Annotated in this window: 21 protein-coding genes and 2 rRNA genes; 18 read left to right on the top strand and 5 right to left on the bottom strand. The window is 66.1% G+C overall.

Annotated features, from left to right (window positions below):
* Positions 1–98, top strand: a 5S ribosomal RNA gene (gene rrf / locus ACVOME_RS15755); the annotation flags it as partial.
* 132 nt (positions 99–230) lie between these two features.
* Positions 231–345 (top strand): 5S ribosomal RNA (rrf, locus tag ACVOME_RS15760).
* Between the two features lie 147 nt (positions 346–492).
* Here the strand turns inward: rrf (ACVOME_RS15760) and ACVOME_RS15765 are convergent.
* Together ACVOME_RS15765 and ACVOME_RS15770 are read right to left on the bottom strand one after the other, a co-directional pair.
* Positions 493–2,208 carry a M28 family metallopeptidase gene (locus ACVOME_RS15765; protein WP_197600596.1) on the bottom strand — a complete coding sequence of 572 codons (1,716 nt, stop codon included), beginning with the start codon at positions 2,206–2,208 and terminating at the stop codon, positions 493–495.
* A 76-nt stretch (positions 2,209–2,284) separates the two neighbouring features.
* Positions 2,285–2,947 carry a DUF4097 family beta strand repeat-containing protein gene (locus ACVOME_RS15770; RefSeq protein ID WP_053520207.1) on the bottom strand — a complete coding sequence of 221 codons (663 nt, stop codon included), beginning with the start codon at positions 2,945–2,947 and terminating at the stop codon, positions 2,285–2,287.
* A 50-nt stretch (positions 2,948–2,997) separates the two neighbouring features.
* Here ACVOME_RS15770 and ACVOME_RS15775 point away from each other — a divergent pair, with 50 nt between their 5' ends.
* Positions 2,998–4,341 carry a murein hydrolase activator EnvC family protein gene (locus ACVOME_RS15775; RefSeq protein WP_428992349.1) on the top strand — a complete coding sequence of 448 codons (1,344 nt, stop codon included), beginning with the start codon at positions 2,998–3,000 and terminating at the stop codon, positions 4,339–4,341.
* A 108-nt stretch (positions 4,342–4,449) separates the two neighbouring features.
* Complete coding sequence (locus ACVOME_RS15780; protein ID WP_279942711.1) at positions 4,450–5,910, top strand: S41 family peptidase; 1,461 nt, start codon at positions 4,450–4,452, stop codon at positions 5,908–5,910.
* A 39-nt stretch (positions 5,911–5,949) separates the two neighbouring features.
* Here ACVOME_RS15780 and ACVOME_RS15785 read toward each other — a convergent pair whose 3' ends face one another.
* Positions 5,950–6,642 (bottom strand): rhomboid family intramembrane serine protease, encoded by a 693-nt coding sequence (locus ACVOME_RS15785; protein WP_053520204.1) that lies wholly within the window; start codon positions 6,640–6,642, stop codon positions 5,950–5,952.
* Between the two features lie 226 nt (positions 6,643–6,868).
* Here ACVOME_RS15785 and ACVOME_RS15790 point away from each other — a divergent pair, with 226 nt between their 5' ends.
* Positions 6,869–8,290: an outer membrane protein transport protein gene (locus ACVOME_RS15790; protein ID WP_065175449.1), complete on the top strand. Its 1,422-nt coding sequence runs from the start codon at positions 6,869–6,871 to the stop codon at positions 8,288–8,290.
* 105 nt (positions 8,291–8,395) lie between these two features.
* The gene (pnuC, locus tag ACVOME_RS15795; RefSeq protein WP_065175455.1) at positions 8,396–8,995 is read left to right on the top strand and encodes a nicotinamide riboside transporter PnuC; all 600 of its coding nucleotides are present in this window, start codon (positions 8,396–8,398) and stop codon (positions 8,993–8,995) included.
* Positions 8,996–9,113: 118 nt separating this feature from the next.
* Here the strand turns inward: pnuC and putA are convergent, their stop codons facing one another.
* On the bottom strand, positions 9,114–12,332 hold the full coding sequence (gene putA, locus ACVOME_RS15800) for a bifunctional proline dehydrogenase/L-glutamate gamma-semialdehyde dehydrogenase PutA (RefSeq protein ID WP_053520202.1): 3,219 nt from the start codon (positions 12,330–12,332) through the stop codon (positions 9,114–9,116).
* Between the two features lie 273 nt (positions 12,333–12,605).
* Here putA and ACVOME_RS15805 point away from each other — a divergent pair, with 273 nt between their 5' ends.
* From ACVOME_RS15805 to ACVOME_RS15830, 6 genes are read left to right on the top strand one after another with little or no spacing between them, the layout of a single operon-like run.
* Positions 12,606–13,082 (top strand): DUF2244 domain-containing protein, encoded by a 477-nt coding sequence (locus tag ACVOME_RS15805; protein WP_065182572.1) that lies wholly within the window; start codon positions 12,606–12,608, stop codon positions 13,080–13,082.
* A gap of 11 nt (positions 13,083–13,093) precedes the next feature.
* Positions 13,094–14,041, top strand: coding sequence for a cytochrome c oxidase subunit II (gene coxB / locus ACVOME_RS15810; RefSeq protein WP_053519495.1), 948 nt, complete (start codon positions 13,094–13,096; stop codon positions 14,039–14,041).
* Positions 14,042–14,100: 59 nt separating this feature from the next.
* On the top strand, positions 14,101–15,708 hold the full coding sequence (ctaD, locus tag ACVOME_RS15815; protein WP_074902089.1) for a cytochrome c oxidase subunit I: 1,608 nt from the start codon (positions 14,101–14,103) through the stop codon (positions 15,706–15,708).
* Between the two features lie 8 nt (positions 15,709–15,716).
* Positions 15,717–15,923, top strand: coding sequence for a hypothetical protein (locus ACVOME_RS15820; RefSeq protein WP_065182571.1), 207 nt, complete (start codon positions 15,717–15,719; stop codon positions 15,921–15,923).
* On the top strand, positions 15,920–16,510 hold the full coding sequence (locus tag ACVOME_RS15825) for a cytochrome c oxidase assembly protein (protein ID WP_053519492.1): 591 nt from the start codon (positions 15,920–15,922) through the stop codon (positions 16,508–16,510). The genes ACVOME_RS15820 and ACVOME_RS15825 overlap by 4 nt, the downstream gene beginning before the upstream one ends.
* A 13-nt stretch (positions 16,511–16,523) precedes the next feature.
* On the top strand, positions 16,524–17,399 hold the full coding sequence (locus ACVOME_RS15830) for a cytochrome c oxidase subunit 3 (RefSeq protein WP_481505270.1): 876 nt from the start codon (positions 16,524–16,526) through the stop codon (positions 17,397–17,399).
* Positions 17,400–17,420: 21 nt separating this feature from the next.
* On the opposite strand, the gene ACVOME_RS15835 is transcribed toward ACVOME_RS15830, so the two are convergent.
* Positions 17,421–17,639, bottom strand: coding sequence for a twin transmembrane helix small protein (locus tag ACVOME_RS15835; protein WP_008264755.1), 219 nt, complete (start codon positions 17,637–17,639; stop codon positions 17,421–17,423).
* A 57-nt stretch (positions 17,640–17,696) separates the two neighbouring features.
* On the opposite strand from ACVOME_RS15835, the gene ACVOME_RS15840 reads away from it, so the two are divergent.
* The 6 genes from ACVOME_RS15840 (at position 17,697) to ACVOME_RS15865 (ending at position 22,596) form a co-directional block, all read left to right on the top strand.
* Complete coding sequence (locus tag ACVOME_RS15840) at positions 17,697–18,410, top strand: SURF1 family protein (RefSeq protein ID WP_481505271.1); 714 nt, start codon at positions 17,697–17,699, stop codon at positions 18,408–18,410.
* Positions 18,411–18,467: 57 nt separating this feature from the next.
* Positions 18,468–19,037 carry a hypothetical protein gene (locus ACVOME_RS15845; protein WP_053519489.1) on the top strand — a complete coding sequence of 190 codons (570 nt, stop codon included), beginning with the start codon at positions 18,468–18,470 and terminating at the stop codon, positions 19,035–19,037.
* Positions 19,038–19,047: 10 nt separating this feature from the next.
* Positions 19,048–20,211: a COX15/CtaA family protein gene (locus ACVOME_RS15850; protein WP_481505272.1), complete on the top strand. Its 1,164-nt coding sequence runs from the start codon at positions 19,048–19,050 to the stop codon at positions 20,209–20,211.
* 4 nt (positions 20,212–20,215) lie between these two features.
* Positions 20,216–21,109 carry a heme o synthase gene (cyoE, locus tag ACVOME_RS15855; RefSeq protein WP_053519487.1) on the top strand — a complete coding sequence of 298 codons (894 nt, stop codon included), beginning with the start codon at positions 20,216–20,218 and terminating at the stop codon, positions 21,107–21,109.
* Positions 21,110–21,445: 336 nt separating this feature from the next.
* Positions 21,446–21,847 (top strand): hypothetical protein, encoded by a 402-nt coding sequence (locus ACVOME_RS15860; RefSeq protein ID WP_155760175.1) that lies wholly within the window; start codon positions 21,446–21,448, stop codon positions 21,845–21,847.
* Positions 21,844–22,596, top strand: coding sequence for a hypothetical protein (locus ACVOME_RS15865; RefSeq protein ID WP_481505273.1), 753 nt, complete (start codon positions 21,844–21,846; stop codon positions 22,594–22,596). Before ACVOME_RS15860 ends, ACVOME_RS15865 begins: the two co-directional genes overlap by 4 nt.
* Positions 22,597–22,612 lie beyond the last annotated feature (16 nt).

A 22,612-nucleotide genomic window follows, 5' to 3' on the forward strand; every position in this document is an offset into this window, starting at 1 on the left:
TGTGGAACCACCCGATCCCATCCCGAACTCGGAAGTGAAACGCAGCTGCGCCGATGGTAGTGTGGCTCAAGCCATGCGAGAGTAGGTCATCGCCAGGGTTTATACCCAAAACCCCGCTGCTCACGCAGCGGGGTTTTTCCTTTTAATGAAGGCACTGCATTTTCCGGGTGGCTTCCGCCCCAAGGGCAAGATCGCGAAGCTGGCGCCGCAGGCGCTGCTGCAACCGTCTCCCTGGTGAAATTAGCGCTGTGGAACCACCCGATCCCATCCCGAACTCGGAAGTGAAACGCAGCCGCGCCGATGGTAGTGTGGCTCAAGCCATGCGAGAGTAGGTCATCGCCAGGGTTTACACCCAAAACCCCGCTGCTCGCGCAGCGGGGTTTTTCTTTATGCGCGGAAAGCGGCCACTGAGCTGGGATCGCACAAAAAAAAGCGGCGCCCCGTAGGGCGCCGCTCTGACATCGATAGCGTTCAGTCGAGCATGGCGCGACGTTAGCGGGCCGGGGTCTTGGCCTTCATCATCGTGTCGCGGGCGGCTTTGAAGGGATTGCCTTCATACCAGTTCGGCCAGCGGTCGCCACCGGCAAGCTCCTTGCCGACGCCGTACATCAGCTGCAGGTCTTCGACAGTGCCGTCCAGCTTCCAGCTGGCCGCGTCGAACTCATCCTTCGGTCCATGGTAGCGGTTGGCGCCGTAGTCGGCTGCTGACTTGCGGCCGGCTTCCACTCCGCCTTCGCGCAGATCTTCGCCACCGTCGGCGTACAGCGCCGGGACGCCTGCCTTGGCGAAATTGAAGTGGTCGGAACGGAAGTAGAAGCCACTCTGTACCGAGCTTTCGCCGTGCAGGGTGCGTCCCTGGGCCGCCGCCAGCGGCTTGAGGATGTCTTCCAGCTCGGAGCTGCCGAAGCCGGTCACCGTCACGTCCTTGGCGCGGCCGGCCACGGACATGGCGTCGATGTTGATGACGCCGGCGATCCTGTCCAGCGGGAACGTCGGATGCGCAACGTAGTACTTGGAGCCGAGCAGGCCGGATTCTTCCAGGGTCACGGCAAGGAACACCACCGAACGCTCCGGCTTCGGATCCTGGTGGGCCATCGCTTCGGCGACTTCCAGGATGCCTGCCACGCCGGTCGCGTTGTCGATCGCACCGTTGTAGATGTTGTCGCCCTCCTCGCCCTCGTGCTTGCCCAGGTGATCCCAATGGGCCATGTACAGCACGGCCTCGTCGGCACGCTTGGTGCCCGGCAGGACGCCGACCACGTTGCGCGACTGCTTCTGTGCGATACGGCTCTTGAGGTCGACGGATGCGGTGGCTTTCAGCGGCACCGGCTTGAAGCCGCGCTTGCTGGCGTCCTTGTAGGCCTGGTCAAGGTCCAGGCCCGCAGCGGCGAACAGCGAGCGTGCGGCGTCGGCGCTCAGCCAGCCCTGCACCGGGATGCGTGCTTCCGGATCGTCCTTGGCCGGCAGGTCGTACTGCGGGCCGGCCCAGGAGTTCTTCACCACATCCCAGCCGTAGGAGGCGCCGGCCGTGTCGTGCACGATCAGGGCCGCGGCGGCGCCCTTGCGTGCGGCCTCCTCGAACTTGTAGGTCCAGCGGCCGTAATAGGTCATGCGCTTGCCGTCGAACAGGGTCTCGTCATCGACGTGGAACCCCGGGTCGTTGACGAACATGACGACCGTCTTGCCCTTCCAGTCCTGGCCGGCATAGTCGTTCCACTTCTGTTCCGGTGCATCGACACCGTAGCCGACGAACACCAGGTCGCTGGCATCGATGCTGATCTCGGCCTGGCCGGTACGCGTGCCGACCACCATGTCAGTGCCGAACTTCAGCTCGGTGGTCTTGCCGCCCTGGTTGATCTTCAGCACGGTGGACTCATCGGCCGTGGTTTCGGTCATCGGCACGTCCTGGAACCAGCTGTCGCCATTGCCTGGCTTCAGGCCGATGCGCTGCATCTGGTCGCGGATGTAGTTGACCGTCAGCTCTTCGCCCTTGCTGCCCGGTGCTCGCCCTTCGAACTCGTCGGAGGCCAGGGTCTTGACCATCTCGGCGAAATCGGCGGCATTGATCTCCGGCGAGAACGCATGGCCCGCAGTCGCGGTGGACGGGGCGGTACTGTCGGTGCCGGCGCTCGGCGCCGGGGAGTCGTTGCCTTTGCAGGCACTGAGCGCGGCCGCGGCGGCCAGGCACAGGAGGAGTTTGCGGGGCATCATCGGTTCCTGGGAAACAAGGGATGGCCGCATGGTGCTGCGGCCGGGAACGGGGAGTATCCCCGAATCGTTGGGCTCAGTCCGCCGGCGCGGTTTCGCTGTCGAACGGAATGGGATCGGCGCCGCTGACCGGGCCGATGCGCGCGGTGCGGTGCACGTACAGCACCACGTCCCGCTCGAAGTGCAGGGCGCCACTGACCACGGCGTTCGGGCCGATGATGACCCGCGGCTTGCGGACGGCCGTCAGCGAGACGCTGAAGCTGGGCTTGCGCACGCGCACGCCGCCGTCGACCTGGGAGCCGATGCCCACGGTGATATCGCCATTGACGGTTTCCACGTCCTTGCTGACGCGGCTCTCGACCAGGCCGATGCCACCGTTGACGGTCTCCACGCCGCCTTCGATCTGGCTGCCGCGATCACTGAAGATGCTGCCATTGACCGTGCTGACGTTGCCGCGGGCGATCACCTCACGGCCCAGGCGCACCCCGCCGTTGACCGTTTCGATGCTGCCGGTACGGGCGCGGTCGGCGACCTTCACCCCACCGTTGACGGTATCGATGCTGCCGGTTTCGCTGCCTTCGCCGACGCGGATGCCGCCGTTGACGGTATCCAGCTTGCCGTAGCGCTGCCCGGCTTCGGCGGTGATGCTGCCGTTGACCTTGCTGATGTTGTCCTGTGCCCAGGCGGGACTGCTGGCCAGCAGCACGCCCAACAGCAGCGGAATGGATCGAATGTTCATGGGTCCCTCGGTGGATGTGCGGCTGGCAGGCCGCGTGCGTTGATGTCACCATTCCCCAATCGCCCCTGCAACTGCCTGAAGTCACTGGAAAGCCCTTGCGCAACAACGCCTTCCCCTCACGCCGACATCACATCGCCGCTGCCCGCGGCGGGCGCTGCCTGCTGCTGGGGCTGGCCTTGGCATTGGCGCTGCCGCTTCCGTCAGGTGCACAGAACACGCGCGAAACGGAGCGCAAGCTGCAGAAGCTGCGCAGCGAGCTGAAGGGCGTCGCGCAGGAGCGCCGCCAGCTTGAGGGCCAGCGTGGCCAGGCATCTCAGCAGCTGCGCGCGGCCGATGAGAAGGTGGCCCGCAGCGGCCGTGTGCTGGCCCAGACCGAGGCGGCGCTGCGCGAGCAGAACCAGGCACTGGCCGAGGCCGAGCGACGTCGCACGACCCTGCAGTCCAACCTGGCGCAGCAGCATCGCGAACTGGCCGGGTTGCTGCGCGCGGCCTATCAGCTGGGCAACCACGCCCCGCTCAAGCTGCTGCTGTCACAGGACACGGTGGCCGATGCCAACCGTGCACTGGCCTACCACCGGTACCTGCAGCGCGAGCGCGCGCAGCGCATCACCGCATTGACTGCCGATCTCAAGGAACTGGAGGCGCTGCAGGCACAGATTGCCGAACGCCAGCAGCAGCTGCAGGGGACCCAGCGCGAGCAGAAGCAGCAGGCGGCTGCGCTGGCGGCCGATCGTCGCGAACGTGCGCAGACCGTGGCCTCGCTGGACGAACGCTTCAAGGACCGGCGCGAGAAGGAACAGGCATTGGGGCAGGATGCCAAGGCACTGGAAACCCTGCTGGCCAATCTGCGCGCGGCCGCAGCGCGGGCCGAAGCCGAGCGTCGCGCGGCAGCGCGCCGGGCTGCCGCGGAGAAGGCCGCCGCCGAACGCGCTGCACGCCAGGCCGCCGCCGAAGGCCGACCGCCGCCGGCGACCAAGGTGCCGCCGGCCGTGGCATCGGCGCCGGCACCGAAGGTGGGGGGACTGGGGTGGCCGCTGTCGGGCAATCTGCTGGCACGCTATGGCGGCAAGCTGCCAGATGGCCGCACCAGCAGCGGCGTGCTGATCGGTGCCCCGGCCGGCAGCACGGTGACCGCGGTAGCCGATGGCACGGTCGTCTTCTCCGATTGGATGACCGGTTACGGCATGATCCTGATCGTCGATCACGGCAACGGCTACATGAGCCTCTATGCGCATAACGACACGCTGCTGAAGGATGCAGGTGCGCGGGTCAGCCGTGGCGATGCGGTCGCCAAGGTCGGCAACTCCGGCGGCCAGGGCGTGACCGCACTGTATTTCGAGCTGCGTCGTGGCGGGCAGCCGGTCAATCCAGACAGCTGGCTGCAGCGCCGCTGAACCCGGGGCCTGCACGGACTGCGTGGGTTCAACGGGAATTTAGCTGTGCTTCGCGCATAATCGGTGCCTGTGCCTTGGGCACGATGCCACCGTCGACAGGAGTGCTCCATGCGCGCAGCCCGTACCGCCACCCTCTTGCTGGCCCTGTTGCCAGCGCTGTCCTGGGCGCAGCAGACCGCGCCGGCCCCGACCGCTGCGAACAGCGGGCAGGCGGCGAGCAGCGAGGAGGCGGTGACCTCGAAGGTGCCGCTGGAAGACATCCGCCGTTTCGTGGCGGTGTACAACGCGGTGCGCGCGGCCTATGTCGACCCGGTCGACGACAACAAGCTCATGCAGTCGGCGGTCCGTGGCCTGCTGCTCGACCTCGACCCGCACAGCACGTACTTCAACAAGGAAGATGCGCAGGCCTTCGACGAGCAGGCCTCCGGTGCCTACGAGGGCATCGGCGTCGAGCTGCAGCAGCAGCCGGACAACGCCAGCATGAAGGTGATCGCGCCGATCGATGACACGCCGGCGGCCAAGGCCGGCATCCTCGCGGGCGATCTGATCATCGCCATCGATGGCAAGCCGATCAGTGCGATCGATGCCAGTGAGCCGCTGCGGGGCCCGGCCGGCAGCAAGGTGGTGCTGACCATCGTGCGCGACGGCCGGCCGAAACCTTTCGATGTCAGCCTGACCCGGCAGACGATCCGCGTCACCAGCGTGCGCAGCCGCCTGCTGGAACCGGGCTATGGCTACATCCGCCTGAGTACCTTCCAGGCCGACACCGGTTCGGATTTCCAGAAGCATGTGCAGCAGCTGCAGAAGCAGTCCGGTGGAACGCTGAAGGGGCTGGTGCTGGACCTGCGCAGCAATCCGGGTGGCCTGCTGACCGCCGCTGTGCAGGTGGCCGACGATCTGCTGGACAAGGGCAACATCGTCAGTACGCGGGGCCGCATCAGCATCAGCGATGCGCGTTTCGACGCCACGCCGGGCGACCTGTTGAAGGGCGCACCGGTGGTGGTGCTGGCCGATGCGGGTTCGGCCAGCGCCTCGGAAGTGCTGGCCGGTGCATTGCGCGACAATGGCCGCGCACGCGTGGTTGGCAGCCGCACGTTCGGAAAGGGCTCGGTGCAGACCGTGCTGCCGCTGGACAACGGCGATTCGGTGAAGCTGACCACGGCGCGCTATTACACGCCCAGCGGCAAGTCGATCCAGGCCACCGGCATCGTGCCGGATGTGGAGCTCAAGCCTGCGCCGCGCCCTGAGGATGACGCGCTGCCGGCCAGCCTGAGCGACTACAGCGAAGCCACCCTGCCGGGTCATCTGCGCGGCGACGATGAAGGAACCGAAGGTTATCGGGCAGGCGCGGTGTTGCCGGGCGATGGCCCGATCAACGATGCGCTCGCCGAACTGAAGCATCCCGGTTCGGTGGCCGCGCGACTGAAGGCCGAAGCCGCGAAGGCGGAAGCGGAAAAGGCCGCCGACGCGGCGACCGCCAAGCCGGAAGCAAAGCCGGAAGCAAAGCCGGAAGCAAAGCCGGAAGCAAAGCCGGAAGCAAAGCCGAGCCCGGCCCCGGCAAAGCCCTGAGGCAGCGCCGGGCCACGCCCGGCGGCGCCGGCCGGTTGCCTAGAACCCGTGCCGCTTGCGCAGGCGGCGCGCGATCGCTGCGCGCACGTACACGCCATACACCACGCCGAACACGAAGCCGCCGATGTGGGCCCACCAGGCCACCATGCCGAAGGTCGGGCCGATATAGGCGAACACCACCTGCAGTGCTGCCCATACGCCGATCAGCAGATAGGCCGGGGCGCGTACGAACTCCAGGAACAGGCCGAGGGGAATCACCACGCCCAGTCGCGCGCCCGGGAACAGGGCCAGGTAGGCGCCGATCAGGGCCGACACCGCGCCGCTGGCACCGATGATGATCTGGTCCGGGCTGCCCATGGTGTAGATCGCCACCAAGTTGGAGACCGCGCCGCCGACCAGGAACAGCAGCAACAGGCGCCATGGCCCCAGTACCCGCTCTGCCGGCAGGCCGAAGATCAGCAGGAAGACCAGATTGCCCAGCAGGTGCGACCAGTCCGCATGCAGGAACAGGGCTGTGAACAGGCGCAGCACGCTGCCGTCCTGCAGGGTGGCCCACCAGTCCAGCGGATGGGTCAGCCCGGTGGAGAGCGCGCCCCAGTCGAGCCACAGGCTGCCCCTGGCATCATCCGGCCGTGAGATCGACCACAGGAAAGCCAGCCACAGTGCCGCAAACAGCACGGGTGTGGCCCAGCGCAGGGCGGCCTTCTTGCGCGACGGAAGGGAAACGAACATGGCGACAAGCCTAGCGCGCCGGGCTCCGTGGCGGGGGCGCTCCTGTTCAGGTTTTGCGACGAAAAAAGCGCCGCCGCTGTTATTGTTTCATTAACGGCTCTGGGTAATACTCGCATACGGCGTCGTATGTCGGGAGGGGAATCCGGCGCGCTCCGATGGGCCCCAGGGCCTGCCGGGCGCAGGCGCACTCAGAGCAACATCACCGCTTACCGGAGAGAGAACTACGATGCAAACCGCTTCCACCATTGCCCGTCTGACCCTGCTGGCCGTCGGCGTTGCCGGTGCGCTGGCCGCCGCCGACGCCAACGCTGCTGCCTTCCAGCTGAAGGAAAACAGCGCCAAGGGCCTGGGCCGCGCCTTCGCCGGCTCCACCTCGACCGAAGGTGACGCCTCGGTCATCGCCACCAACCCGGCCTCCATGCGCCTGCTCGACGGTACCCTGCTGCAGGGCGACGTCAGCGCGATCAGCTTCGGTGCCAAGTTCCGCGGCCGTGGCGAATACGGCAACGGCGCGCCGATCTCGGGTGGCAACGGCGGCGACGCCGGCATGATCGCCCCGGTCCCGGCGGCCTACTTCCACCTGCCGTTCGGCGAGAACGAGAACATGCACTTCGGTGCCTCGCTGACCGTTCCGTTCGGCTTCAAGACCGAATACGACCGTGACTGGGTGGGCCGCTACAACGGCGTCAAGACCGAACTGCAGGCGATCGACCTGGGCGTCGCGTTCTCGTACGACGTCAACCCGTACCTGTCGTTTGGTGCTTCGGTGTTCGCCGAGCGCCTGAACGTTGACCTGACCAGCGCCGTCGACACCGGCACCGCGATCAATGCCACGGCCCAGCGACAGGCTGCCGCCCGCGTGCTGCAGGCCGGTGGTACTCCGGCCCAGGCCGCTGCTGCTTCGCAGGCTGCTGCCCGCCAGGCGGCCCAGCTGGGCTTCGCTCCGGGCACCGCTGATGGCTACCTGCGCATCAAGGGTGACGAGGTGTCGGTCGGCTATACCCTGGGCATGACCGTCAGCCCGGTGGAAGGCACCAACATCGCCTTCAGCTACCGCTCGGAGGTCGAACACAAGATCACCGACGGCACCGCCGACTTCACCATTCCGCAGAATGCCGCGGCCTTCCTGGCCAATACCGGCACCTTCATCGATAGCAACGGCCGCGCCACCATCACCCTGCCGGCCAGCGCGACCGTCGGCATCACCCATCGGGTGAACGACCAGTGGCAGGTCATGGCTGAAGTCACCCGTACTGCGTGGAGCAAGTTCGACCAGGTCACCGTCGACTATGACTCCAACCAGCCGGACAGCGTGCTGCCGTTCCACTACCGCGATACCACCTTCGCGGCGATCGGTACCGATTACAAGGTCAACGACAAGCTGACCCTGCGCGGCGGCCTGGCCTACGATCAGACCCCGACCACCTACGAGCACCGTGACGTCCGCGTGCCGGACACCACCCGCAAGTGGCTGTCGCTGGGTATGACCTACGCAGCGTCGGACAAGCTGGAGTACAGCGTGGGCTACACCCACCTGTTCACCAAGGATCCGGACATCTACTCGACCTCGGCGACGGCCAACACCGTCATCGGCAAGTACAAGGTCAGTGGCGACGTGCTGGCCGCATCGCTGCAGTACAAGTTCTGATCCAGGCTTCGGCCTAATCCAGTACACGAAGGGCCCCGCGCAAGCGGGGCCTTTTGTTTGTGCAGCGCGCATCCACGCGGGCTGTGGATCTACGACAATGGCCGCATGAACCTGTCCGATCCGAACTTCCAGCTGGAGCTGGCCGCCAACGTAGCGGTCGCAGGCTCGATCCTGCTGGCGGGACGCAACAACGTCCACACCTGGTGGCTGGGCATCGTCGGCTGCGCGTTGTTCGCCGTTGTCTTCGAGCGCTCACACCTGTTCGCCGACATGGTGCTGCAGTTCTTCTTCATCGCCATCAGCGTGCTGGGATGGTGGCAATGGCTGCGTGGCAACCACGGCGCACCGCTGCCGATCACCTCGCTGCGCCCGCGCACGGGAATGTGGCTGCTGCCGACGGCGGCCCTGGCCACGTTCGGCTACGGCTGGATGCTGACCCGCCTGACCCACGCCTATGCGCCCTACGTCGATTCGGCGGTACTGGTGCTGAGCGTGATCGCGCAGATCCTGATGATGCGCCGCAAGCTGGAATCGTGGTGGGTGTGGCTGCTGGTCAATACGATCGCCGTGCCCCTGTACTACAGCCGTGGCCTGCACCTGACGTCGATCCTGTACGTCGGTTTCTGGATCAATGCACTGGTGGCGTTGCGCCACTGGCGCAATCTGATGCGTGCCGAGGCCACGGCGGCACCTGGCTCCCTGTAGAGCCGAGCCCACGCTCGGCTGCGCTGGAAAAGCCAAGCGCGGGCTCGGTTCTACAGCAAGCGAGGCACAAAAAACCCCGCTTCCGCGGGGTTTTTCGTTGACCACATCAACCCGGTGATCAGTCGCCCAGCGTCAGCAGCGAGGCGTTACCACCAGCGGCCGTGGTGTTCACCGTGACGGTCTTCTCGGTGGCAAAGCGCAGCAGATAATGTGGGCCACCGGCCTTCGGTCCGGTGCCGGACAGGCCCTGGCCGCCGAATGGCTGCACACCGACCACTGCACCGATCTGGTTGCGGTTGACATACACATTGCCGACCTGGATGCCGTTGGTGATGCGATCGACGGTCTCGTCGATGCGCGAGTGCACGCCCAGGGTCAGGCCGTAGCCGGTGGCATTGATCTGCTCGATCACCGCGTCCAGCTGCTCACCCTTCCAGCGGATGACGTGCAGGACCGGCCCGAAGATCTCCTTCTGCAGCTGGCCCAGGTTCTTCAGTTCGTACGCGCGCGGTGCGAAGAAAGTGCCGTGGGCAGCCTCGGCGGACAGTTCAGCCGCAGCGATCAGGCGCGCTTCGCGGTCCATGCGTTCGGCATGGTCCTGCAGGATCTTCAGCGCATCGGCGTCGATCACCGGGCCGACGTCGGTGGACAGCAGGCCGGGGTCGCCGACCTTCAGTTCCTTCATGGCGCCGGCCAGCATGGTCATCACCTTGTCGGCGATGTCGTCCTGCACGAACAGCACGCGTGCGGCCGAGCAGCGCTGGCCGGCCGAGGTGAAGGCCGAACCGATCGCATCCTTGACCAGCTGTTCCGGCAGCGCCGAGGAGTCGGCGATGAAGGCGTTCTGGCCACCCGTCTCGGCGATCAGCACGCCGATGGCGGCATCACGCGCGGCCATCGCACGGTTGATCGCACGTGCGGTGTCGGTGGAGCCGGTGAAGGCCACGCCCGCCACGCGCGGATCGGCGGTCAGCGCCGCGCCGACGGTGGCACCATCGCCCGGCAGGAACTGCACCACCTCGGCCGGCACGCCGGCGTCATGCAGCAGCTTCACGGCGTAGTAGCCGACCAGGTTGGTCTGCTCTGCCGGCTTGGCGATGACGCTGTTGCCGGCAGCTAGTGCGGCGGCCACCTGGCCCAGGAAGATCGCCAGCGGGAAGTTCCACGGGCTGATGCAGACAAACACGCCACGGCCGTGCAGCTGCAGCTCGTTGGATTCGCCGGTGGGGCTCGGCAGCTTCTCGGCATGTCCGAACTGCTCGCGTGCCTGCTTGGCGTAGTAGCGCAGGAAGTCGACCGCTTCACGCACTTCGGCAATGCTGTCGGGCAGGCTCTTGCCGGCTTCCTTCACGCACAGCGCCATGAACTCGGGCATGCGTGCTTCGAGCTGGTCGGCGGCGTGCTCGAGAATGGCGGCGCGGCTTGCTGCCGGGGTGCGGTTCCAGGCCGGTTGCGCGGCCACGGCATTGGCCAGCGCCTTCTGCACGGTGGCGGTATCGGCGGGCAGCCACTGGCCGACCACTTCGCGGGTATCGGCGGGGTTGGTTACCGGTTGCGGCGCGCCTGCGGGGGTCGCACCCGGCACCAGCGGCGCGGCCTGCCACGGCTTCACTGCCGCGTTGAGCTGCCCGGCCAGGGCGCGCAGTTCGTTGTCGTTGGCGAGATTGGCGCCCATGGAGTTCTTCCTGTCGTGGTTCTGGCTGCGCAGCAGGTCAACCGGCAGCGGGATCTTGGGATGCGGAATCGATTCGAACGAGGACACCATCTCGACCGGATCGCGGATCAGATCGGAGATCGGCACGCGTTCGTCGGTGATGCGGTTGACGAAGCTGGAGTTGGCGCCGTTTTCCAGCAGGCGCCGCACCAGATACGGCAGCAGATCCTCATGCGATCCGACCGGTGCATAGACGCGGCAGGGAAGGCCGAGACGATCGGCCGGCACCACTTCGGCGTAGAGATCGTCGCCCATGCCGTGCAGCTTCTGGTGCTCGTACACGCCGCCGTTGGCAATGCTGCGCACGGCCGCGATGGTGTGCGCGTTGTGGGTGGCGAACATCGGGTAGATCACATCGGCATGCGTGAACAGACGCTTGGCACAGGCCAGGTAGGACACGTCGGTGTTCTGCTTGCGGGTGAACACCGGGTAGCCCGGGTAGCCCTCGATCTGCGCGCGCTTGATCTCGGCATCCCAGTAGGCGCCCTTGACCAGGCGCACCTGCAGGCGGCGACCGGCACGGCGGGCCATGTCGGCCAAGTGGTCGATCGTGTACGGGGTGCGCTTCTGGTAGGCCTGCACCACGACGCCGAAGCCGTCCCAGCCGGCCAGCGAGGCGTCGCAGAACACCTGCTCGATGATGTCCAGCGAAAGCTCGAGGCGGTCGGACTCCTCGGCGTCGACGGTGCAGCCGATGCCGTAGCTCTTGGCCAGCTGCGCCAGTTCCAGCACGCCCGGCACCAGGTCCTTCAGCACGCGCTCGCGCTTGGCATGTTCGTAGCGAGGGTACAGCGCCGACAGCTTGATCGAGATGCCCGGTGCGTTGTTGACGTCGCCGTCGGGACGGCCACCGCGTGCCTTGTGGTCACCGCCGATGGCGTGGATCGCACGACGGTAGTCTTCCAGATAGCGCAGCGCATCCTTCATGGTCAGGGCACCTTCGCCCAGCATGTCGAAGGAATAGCGATAGCTGGCGTTGTCGCCCTTGTGCGAACGCGCGAGCGCCTCGCTGATGGTGCGGCCCATGACGAACTGATGGCCCATGATCTTCATCGCCTGGCGCACGGCCAGGCGGATCACCGGCTCACCCACGCGTCCGACCAGGCGCTTGAACGCGCTGGGTGCGTCGGCACGGGTGGCATCGTTCATCTGCACCAGCTTGCCGGTCAGCATCAGGCCCCAGGTGGAGGCATTGACCAGTACCGAGTCACTGCCGCCCAGGTGCTTTTCCCAGTCGGCGTCGGCCAGCTTGTCGCGGATCAGTTTGTCGGCGGTGTCCTGGTCCGGAATGCGCAGCAGCGCTTCGGCCACGCACATCAGCAGTACGCCTTCCTCGCTGCCCAGATCGTACTGGCGCATGAAGGCTTCGATCGCGCCCTGGTCCTTGGCGCGCACGCGCACGCGGCCGACCAGATCGGCGGCCAGCGCCTGCACCCGGGCCTGTTCCTCGGCGGGCAGGCGGGCCTGCGCCAGCAGCTCACGGACGTGGCTGGCCTCGTCCTTCAGCCAGGCGTCGGTAATGGCCTGGCGGAACGGGTTGGGGGACGCCGGCAGTTCCGGCGACAGCAGCGCGCCATGACGCGGGGCGTCGTGGGCGGCAAGGGAGGAGGAGGGTGCGTTCATGCCGGTCCGGCCAATGGAAAACTTGGCGATTTTAATCATTTTTGCGCCCTCCGGAAGTGCCCCGCGGCCGCCTTCGTGAATGCTGATAGCCCCTAACGGTGGTGGATTCAGCGTGTTCAGCAAGCGCGACACTATTTGTGCTGAATTCGTCATTTGCGGCGCCGGGCGAATGCTGTATTGCAGCATGGCAAAAAGTGTGAATGCACCCTTGCTACCGGTGAGACGGCGGGGCTACCATCGAGACGTTTCCCGCGGCAGGAACGCGGTTGCGACATGATCGAGGTGCTTCCAGCTCCAGATGGGTCAGGTACGCAGCTGCGGCTGCGTCCCCCACGGGCGCTCGATGCCCGGCAGTTCGTCCTGTTGTTCACCGTGTTGTCGGGAGCGATGTGGCTGGTCTCCGCCCTGGGGTGGTTGGCCGGCAATGCATTCGCCCCCCTGTTCGCGCTGCTGTACAGCCTGTTGCTGGCAGCCGCGTTACGTGCCCTGTGGCGCAGCGGCGAACGGCAGGAGGAAATCCGGGTAGTGCCGGCGTATGTGGAGGTCATCCCCGTACCCGGTGGATTGCCGGTGTTCCGGGCTCACCCGCATTGGGTGCGCCTGCTCGCCGACGATGAGAGGGTCCGGCTTGCGTCCAGCGGCCGGCAGGTGGAGGTGGGGAGTTTCCTCGCGCCGGCCGAACGTCAGACGCTCGCAGAGACACTTGAAGGCTTGCTCGCCGCCAGCGATGGCGGCAACCGACGACGCTAAGGGTCTAGGCAATGAAGCAAAGCAGCAGGTGGGGCACGAAGTGCGTTGCAATGGCCGCCGCAGTGGTGGCCGGGGGATGGGTTCCGGCGATGGCATGGGCCCAGGCGGCCGATCCCAAGCCGTGGCAGCTGAACATGGGCAAGGGGGTAACCCAGACCTCGCGCCTGGCCTGGGAGTCGAACAATCTCTCGCTGATCGTCTGCACGGTGATCGGCGTGATCGTGTTCGGGGCGATGGCCTACGCCATCTTCAAGTTCCGCAAATCCAAGGGGGCGGTCGCAGCCACCTTCAGCCACAACACCAAGGCCGAGATCATCTGGACGGTGATCCCGGTGATCATCCTGGTGGTGATGGCATGGCCGGCCACGGCCAACCTGATCAAGATGTACGACACCCGCGATGCCGAGATGACGGTGAAGGTCACCGGCTACCAGTGGATGTGGAAGTACGAGTACCTGGGCGAGAACGTCACCTTCACCAGCCGCCTGGACCGCGAGTCGGACCGCATGCGGCAGAGTGGCAAGGTGCCGACGCGCGAGAGCCATCCCCACTACCTGCTGGATGTCGACAACCGGCTGGTGCTGCCGGTCGATACCAAGGTCCGTTTCGTCATCACCTCCGACGACGTGATCCACGCCTGGTGGGTGCCGGCGCTGGGCTGGAAGCAGGATGCCATTCCCGGCTTCATCAACGAGGCCTGGACCAGCATCGAGCAGCCGGGCGTCTATCGCGGGCAGTGCGCTGAACTGTGCGGCAAGGACCACGGATTCATGCCGATCGTGGTCGAGGCCGTATCCAAGGAGGAGTTCAGGCAGTGGCTGGCGCAGCGCAAGCCGGCACCGCCGGCCGCAGCCCCGGCCGAACCGGCTGCGCCTGCGGCGGAGACGCCTGCCGCGCCGGCCGAACCTGCCGCCGCCGAAGCGGGTGCCGCCCCTGCCACCGCGGCCAGCGGCGCGTGATGTAAATCCCGCGGCCGCCTGCGGCCGTGGCGACAACCGATTCTGAGAGGTGTTTTGCAATGGCGCACTCGGCAGTTGGGCACGACGATCACCACCACCACCCGGGTTTCTTCGAGCGTTGGTTCTTCTCGACCAACCACAAGGACATCGGCACCCTGTATCTGCTTTTCAGCTTCATCATGTTCATCATCGGCGCGGCGATGAGCGTGATCATCCGCGCCGAGCTGATGCAGCCGGGCCTGCAGTTCGTCAGGCCGGAAACCTTCAACCAGCTCACCACCGTGCACGCACTGGTGATGATCTTCGGCGGAGTGATGCCGGCCTTCGTCGGCCTGGCCAACTGGATGGTGCCGTTGCAGATCGGTGCGCCGGACATGGCCCTGCCACGCATGAACAACTGGTCGTTCTGGCTGCTGCCGGTGGCCTTCAGCCTGCTGCTGCTCACCTTCCTGCTGCCCGGAGGTGCGCCGGCCGGTGGCTGGACGCTGTATCCGCCGCTGTCGCTGCAGGGCGGCTACAACGTGGCCTTCACTGTGTTCGCCATCCACGTGGCCGGCATCAGTTCGATCATGGGCGCGATCAACATCATCGCCACCGTGCTCAACATGCGCGCGCCGGGCATCGACCTGCTGAAGATGCCGATCTTCTGCTGGGCCTGGCTGATCACCGCCTTCCTGCTGATCGCGGTGATGCCGGTGCTGGCCGGTGCGGTGACCATGCTGCTGACCGACAAGTTCTTCGGCACCAGCTTCTTCAACGCCGCCGGTGGCGGTGACCCGGTGATGTTCCAGCACATCTTCTGGTTCTTCGGCCACCCCGAGGTGTACATCATGATCCTGCCCGCCTTCGGCGTGGTCAGCGAGATCATTCCCACCTTCAGCCGCAAGCCCCTGTTCGGCTACCAGGCGATGGTGTACGCCACGGCTGCGATCGCCTTCCTGTCGTTCATCGTCTGGGCCCACCACATGTTCACCGTGGGCATGCCGCTGGGCGGCGAGATCTACTTCATGTTCGCCACCATGCTGATCTCGATCCCGACCGGCGTGAAGGTCTTCAACTGGGTCAGCACGATGTGGCGTGGCTCGCTGACGTTCGAGGCGCCGATGCTGTGGTCGGTGGCCTTCGTCATCCTGTTCACCATTGGCGGCTTCTCCGGTCTGATGCTGGCCATCGTCGCCGCCGACTTCCAGTACCACGATACCTACTTCGTCGTTGCCCACTTCCACTACGTGCTGGTGACCGGTGCAGTGTTCGCGCTGATTGCCGCGGTGTACTACTGGTGGCCGAAGTGGACCGGTCGCATGTACAGCGAGAAGTGGGCCAAGGTGCACTTCTGGTGGTCGATCGTGTTCGTCAACCTGCTGTTCTTCCCGCAGCACTTCCTCGGCCTGGCCGGGATGCCGCGCCGTATTCCCGATTACAGTGTGGCGTTCGCCGACTGGAACCTGATCAGCTCGATCGGCGCATTCGGCATGTTCGTCACGCCCTTCATGATGGCGGCGATCCTGCTGTCCTCGCTGCGCAATGGCGAGAAGGCGGCCGATCGGTCCTGGGAAGGTGCGCGTGGCCTGGAGTGGACGCTGCCGTCGCCGGCACCGGCCCACACCTTCACCACCCCGCCGACCCTGCGCCCGGGCGATCTGGCGCATGACGACATCACGCATTGAGGTGGGGCATGCATAACGAGAGCCCGCTCCAGACCTGTAGAGCCGAGCCCGGCTCGGCTGTCGAAAAGCAGCCGGGCAGGGCCCGGCTGTACGGTGGCGAGACTCAGGGCATCGAACAGCAGCGCCGGCGTGCCCGGCGCACGGCAGTCGTGGTGGGCGCCATCGCCGTACTGGTCTATGCCACCTTCATTCTCAGCGGGGTGATCGGACGATGAGCCCGACACCGGCCAGCACACCGTCGCCCAGCGCCGGCCTGCCGCGCCTGATCGGCGTTGCCGTGGCCGTGTTCCTGCTGACCTTCTCGCTGGTGCCGCTGTATCGCATCGCGTGCGAGAAGGTGTTCGGCGTGCGCCTGGAGCGCGGCCCGGGCAGCGAGGCCAGCGTGGGGGCTGCCACCGCAAAGCGCACCGTGCGGGTGGAGTTCGATGGCGGGGTCAATTCGCGGCTGCCATGGGCATTCCATCCCGAGCAGCTGACCATGGACGTGGTGCCCGGTGAGTTGAACGAGGCGCTGTACTACGCCCGCAATGACGGCCCACAGGCGATCGTCGGCAGTGCGGTGCCCTCGGTCGCGCCAGCACGTGCCTCCGGATTCTTCAGCAAGACCGAGTGCTTCTGTTTCACCGCGCAGACGCTGCAGGCCGGCGAGAAGCGCGACATGCCGGTGCGCTTCATCGTCGATCCGGATCTGCCGCCGGAAATCAAGACGATCACCCTGTCCTACACCTTCTACCGCAACGACGCGCTGTCCGATCGGCTGGCTCCGGCCGCCACCTCGGAAGGCGCGCACGCCGCTCCCTGACCCGGATAACGACATGGCCCAGACACCGACCGACGCCAACGTGTACTTCGTCCCGGCCCAGAGCAAATGGCCATTCGTGGGCTCCATCGCGATGATGGTGACCATGGTGGGCGTGGCCAGCTGGCTCAACGATGCCAGCTGGGGGCGCTGGACGTTCTACATCGGCATCGCGATGCTGGTGCTGACCCTGTTCTGGTGGTTCAGCGACGTGGTGCGCGAATCGCAGGCCGGCAACTACAACCGCCAGGTCGATGGTTCGTTCCGGATGGGCATGGTCTGGTTCATCTTCTCCGAGGTGATGTTCTTCGGCGCATTCTTCGGCGCACTGTTCTACACCCGCCACCTGGGCCTGTCCTGGCTCAGCGGCGAGGGACGCGGGGTGATGACCAACGAGCTGCTGTGGCAGGGCTACTCCGCGGGGTGGCCTACCGACGGCCCGGCGGCGATCGGCGGGGCCTTCCAGACCATTCCGGCCTGGGGCCTGCCGTTGATCAATACGCTGATCCTGCTGACTTCCGGCGTGACGCTCACCATCGCCCACCATGCGCTGAAGGCCGGGCACCGTCGCCAGCTGCTGGTCTGGCTGGGCCTGACCGTGGCGCTGGGCCTGGGCTTCCTTGCCCTGCAGGCGGAGGAGTACATCCACGCCTACAAGGAGCTGAACCTGACGCTCGGCTCGGGCATCTACGGGTCGACGTTCTTCATGCTGACCGGTTTCCACGGTGCGCACGTGCTGCTGGGCACGATCATGCTGATCGTGATGTGGCTGCGCTCGGCGAAGGGGCATTTCACCCGCGACAACCATTTCGCGTTCGAAGCCGCTGCGTGGTACTGGCACTTCGTCGACGTGGTGTGGCTGATGCTGTTCCTGTTCGTCTACGTGCTGTAAGCGCCGGTGCCGGTGGCGTACTCAGCCACCGATGCCGTGCGGTTTGATCCAGCCCATGTAGATGCTCACGATCACCAGTACGATCAACGCCACCGACACCGCGATGCGGCGCGTCAGTGCGTTGACCGTGCGCTTGGTCTGGCCCCGGTCGACCAGCAGGTAGTACAGCCCGGCGCCCAGGTTCCAGACGATGACGATCAGAAACGCGATCACCAGCAGGGTCTTCAGCGAATCACTCATGCGCGGCTCGAGGGCAGGGTGGATGTGCCTATCTGACCGCGTTTGCGCGGACTTGTCATGATGCGCCAGCACACGCGGGTGATCGGCTGGCTGCTGGCGCTGGTGGCGATCACGGGATTCACCGCGCTGGGCCTGTGGCAGTTGCAGCGCATGCATGCAAAGCAGGCCATGCTGGATGCGCAGGGCCCCGCTGCGGCGCAGGCACTTCCGCTGGCGCAGGCACTGGCGGCGCCGGGCGCGCTGCATGGCGTGGCCGACCATGGCCGCTTCCTGCCGGGCGTGGTGCTGCTGGACAACCAGACCCGGCACGGCCGGGCCGGGGTGAAGATCTATCGCCCCTTCCGCAGCGACGGCGGCAGCGTGCTGCTGGTCGACCTCGGCTGGCGCGCGCTGCCCGCCGACCGCACGCTCCCCGACCTGCCGCCGCCGCCTTCGCCGGTGGCCGTGCGCGGGCTGCTGGCGCCGCCGCCGTCGGCAGGGTTGGCGCTGGGCCCGGCGTTCTCTACAACCGGTGAGGCGCAGCGCTGGCTGGCCAGCCGGCTGCCTGCCGAGGGCCTGGCGACGGCGCTGGGGCTGCCTGCACTGCCGGAGCGCGTGCTGCGGCTTGATCCGGCGCTGCCCTTCGGTGATGAACGCGACCTCGATCTGCTGCCGAACACGCTGCCCCCGCAGCGCCACCTGGGTTACGCCGTGCAATGGTTCGGCCTGGCGCTGACCGTGCTGGTGGTTGCGCTGGTGCTGGAATGGCGCAGCAGGCGCGTTCCACGCTAGCGCCGGCCCGACACCGGACGCCCGGCATCCCCTGTCCAACCATGAGAAAATGCCCGCATGAACACTGCTACATCCCCGCAGGCGCGCGGTTCCGGTCGCCGGACCCTGGTGTTGTTGTTCGCCGTGTTCTTCGGGGCAATGGCGCTGGCGGCCGTGCTGCGCTTCTCCGGATGGCAGCCTACCGGCCACCGCAACAGTGGACAGCTGCTCAAACCCCCGGTGGACCTGCGCCAGCAGCCACCGACCCTGGCCGACGGCACGGCCTATCCCTGGAATCCGGAGGCGCGCACCTGGCGCCTGCTGGTGGCACCGGCTGGTGCCTGCGACGCGCAGTGCGTCACTTTGTCGCAGGGACTGGGCAAGGTGTGGCAGCTGTTCGGCCATAACGCCGATAATGTCGAGATCCTGTGGCTGGGTCCGCCACCGGCGTCGATCGCCTCGCTGCCCGCGCTGCGGCCGCTGGCACCGTCGCCAGCGCTGCGCGCGGCCCTGCCCGGCGTCGACGATCCGGCTGGCCTGCCGGTCTACGTGATCGATCCGAACGGCTTCGTGATCATGCGCCATGCCCCGGGCAGCGACCTCGGGGGCCTGCGCAAGGACATGGCCACGTTGCTGAAACTGAAGTGAGTCCTGTTTGATGAGCCTTTCCGCGCGTCCGGCGCTGCACCGCAATTTCCACCGCCTGGCGTGGTTCGCCATGATCATGACCGCGAGCACGATCATGTTCGGTGCCTTCGTCCGTCTGTCCGATGCGGGGCTGAGCTGCCCGGACTGGCCGACCTGCTATGGCCACGCGACCTGGCCGCAGCACATCGAGGAGACGGTTGGCCACCCGGCTGCCGATATCCGTCCGCTGGAAACGCACAAGGCCTGGCGCGAGCAGGTGCACCGCTTCCTGGCCGGCGCGCTGGGCATCGAGATCCTGACCCTGGCCCTGCTGGCCACGCGCAGGCGCCGGTTCGGAACCACGGCGGTCGTCACCGCCTGCGTGCTGGTGGCTGCCGGCATACCGTTGTACATGATGGGCTGGCATGCAACGGCCAGTGCCCTGGCCCTGAGTGGTGAGGCGATACTGCTGATTGCCGCCTTGCGCTGGAACAACATCGATCTGGCGCGCGCGGCGGTACTGACCCTGGCGGTGGTGATCTTCCAGGCCCTGCTGGGCATGTGGACGGTGACGCTGCTGCTGAAGCCGATCGTGGTGATGGGCCACCTGCTGGGCGGCATGCTGATGTTCGGCCTGCTGGTGTGGCTGGCGTGGCGGGCCACGCATCTGCCGATCACGCTGGCCGAGGCGCCCAGGCTGAAGTGGCTGCTGCGTGCCGCCGTGGTCGTGCTGGTCACCCAGATCGCACTGGGCGGCTGGGTCAGTGCCAACTACGCGGCGCTGGCCTGCGGCGGCGGCAGCGCCTCGCTGGACAACTTCCCACGCTGTGCCAACCAGTGGTGGCCGCAGCACAACTTCGTCGAAGGCTTCACCCTGTGGCGTGGCATCGGCGTGGACTACGAAGGGGGCGTGCTCGATGGCGCCTCGCGCATCGCCATCCAGCTGGCGCATCGCCTGTTCGCCATCGTGGTGGCTGCCTACCTGCTGTGGCTGGGCGTGCGTCTGTTCCGCCTGCCGAGCATGCGGGGCTGGGCGACTGCGCTGATCGTGCTGCTGGTGCTGCAGGTCACCCTCGGCATCCTCAACGTGAAGCTGGCGCTGCCGCTGGAAGTGGCGGTGGCGCACAACGGCGTGGCCGTTGCCCTGTTGTTCGTGCTGGTCAGCCTGCTGGCCCGCCTGCGTGCCCCGGACTGATCCGATGTTTTCCAATTACCGCCAGTACTGGGACCTGACCAAGCCCAAGGTCGTCGCCCTGATCGTGTTCACCGCCCTGGTGGGCATGGTCCTGGCCATTCCAGGCGTGCCCAGCTGGGAACAGGTACGCGCGGGCCTGCTCGGCTTCCTCGGCATCTGGCTGGCGGCCTCGGCTGCGGCTGCGATCAACCAGCTGCTGGATGCGCACATCGATGCGCAGATGGCGCGCACCTCGTGGCGGCCGCTGGTGGTCGGCAAGGTCAAGCCGTGGCAGGTGCTGGTGTTCGCCGGCGCGCTGATCGTGCTGTCGATGACGATCCTGGTGCTGTGGGTGAACGTGATCACCGCCGTGCTGACCTTCGCTTCGCTGATCGGTTATGCGGTGATCTATACGGTCTACCTCAAGCGTGCGACCTCGCAGAACATCGTCATCGGTGGTCTGGCCGGCGCGATGCCACCGATGCTGGGCTGGGCCGCCGTCACCGGAATGCAGGGCTCTTCGGACTGGGCGTACTCGTCGCTGCTGGTGCTGATCATCTTCATCTGGACGCCGCCGCATTTCTGGGCGCTGGCGATCTTCCGCCGCGAGGACTACGCCAAGGCGAAGATCCCGATGCTGCCGGTGACCCACGGCGTGGTGCATACCCGCAGGCAGATCATGGTGTATTCGGTGGTGCTGGCCCTGGTCTGCCTGCTGCCCTATCTGGTGGGCATGAGCGGACCGTTCTACCTGGGCGGTGCGATCGTGCTCAACGCGGTGTTCCTCTGGTATGCGTGGCGCATGCTGGATCCGCCGGATGAGCTGTTCTCGATGAAGATGTTCCAGTACTCCATCGTCTATCTGATGGCGCTGTTCGCCTTCCTGCTGATCGACCACTGGATCCTGCCCTGGTTGTAACGGGCGCCTGCCGCCGGGCATGGCCCGGCGCTACCGTATCCCAGGGAAAGGCGGGCGCATCAGCCGGATGCATGACGGCCGTCGCAGGGAGGACATGCTTGACCTGATCGAGGCGGCACGCGTGCTGCGCAGCCACGCCGTGCGTGGACGGTCTTCCACAGAACTCCGTGCGTTCAATGTCGGCTTCCGCTCGCCGGAGGCGGCACTTTGCCAACCCGCCGAGCCGCTACGGTGTAGGGATCTGCCGCGCTGCTGACTCACCGCGGGCAGTGGATCACAGATACGGATGGATCCGGCAGGCGGGATGGTCGAATGTGGATACACAGGATTTGCGAGATGAATCGCAATTCTGTGGAGCAATCAATGAAATGCCATGTTTCTCTGCCCATCGTTCTATGTGCTGCGCTTGCATGCTTGGCCGGCAATGCAACAGCAGAAGTTAAAGCACTGAGTCGGGCCAACTGCATTGGATTCGTCAATGAATCCGTTACCTACGAACGGCCCCAGTTCCGCAACTTCCAGGGCTCTGCCGCATCCAGGCATATTCCGCTTGGAAACATCGAGCCGAAGCATGTCCTTGCTGCTCCCAACAATGGACTGTACTCCTGGCGCTTCTATGCAGGCGATGGCACCGATCCGGAACGGATGGTTGTTCATGGATACCACACATGGGTGCTGGGCGGGCGTGTATTCACCCAGTCCACGAGCGCGGTCGACTGCCAACTTTCGGAGTGGTGAGCATCATGAAAAGCCTTTGCTGTCTTGCAACCTCACTGCTGATGTCGATGTCGGCCCAGGCATCGCAGACCGATGCAACTCCTGATCCGGTGGGACGTTGGCTACATCAACGCGCCATGCAAGCTGCAATGCAGGAGGCCTCGATGACGAGAGGGTCGTCCGTAGGCGCTGGCAGCTACCAGATCGTGCGACTGGCAGACCTGGATGCCCCCGAAGAGGTGAAGCATCAGCTTCGCACGGACATGGACCGGTCAGCGGGTGTGGTGCAGGTTGCAGAAGGGAACATCCCAACGCGGGCCGAACTGCTGGCCGCCTTGCCCCGCCGATATCGCTCGGCGTCGGAACTACGCCAGCGCCTGCCACAGCCACCCAGCAGCTTGGAAGCAAGCCTCCTGGGACCGGCGGAGCTGATCGGTATGGAGTCCAGTGGCGTGCTGGATGGAAGCAGGTCCTCGGGGCTGAGCCGTTTCTTCCAGCTGGAAGGCGTCGGCATCGTGGAGTTCAGCGAGAACAACTTCCTCGCTGCGGGCACGCATATCGAGGTCATCGCCGAGGCGCAGAACACAACAGTAAAGGGCGCGCTCGCGCACTTGAAGAAGAGCGTTGACAGCGCTGGCCGTACCCGCGTCGAGCTTGTCTGGACGGGAGACAGCAAGACCTTCAGCCTGATCGCAACCGGGGAGCGCGGCACCGACGTGGAGCGTAACGCCCGATTGCTGCACGACATCGCTGCCGCCATCGTGGATTAGCGACGGCGCGAGGGGC

This window comes from Stenotrophomonas sp. STEN008 (assembly GCF_056760435.1).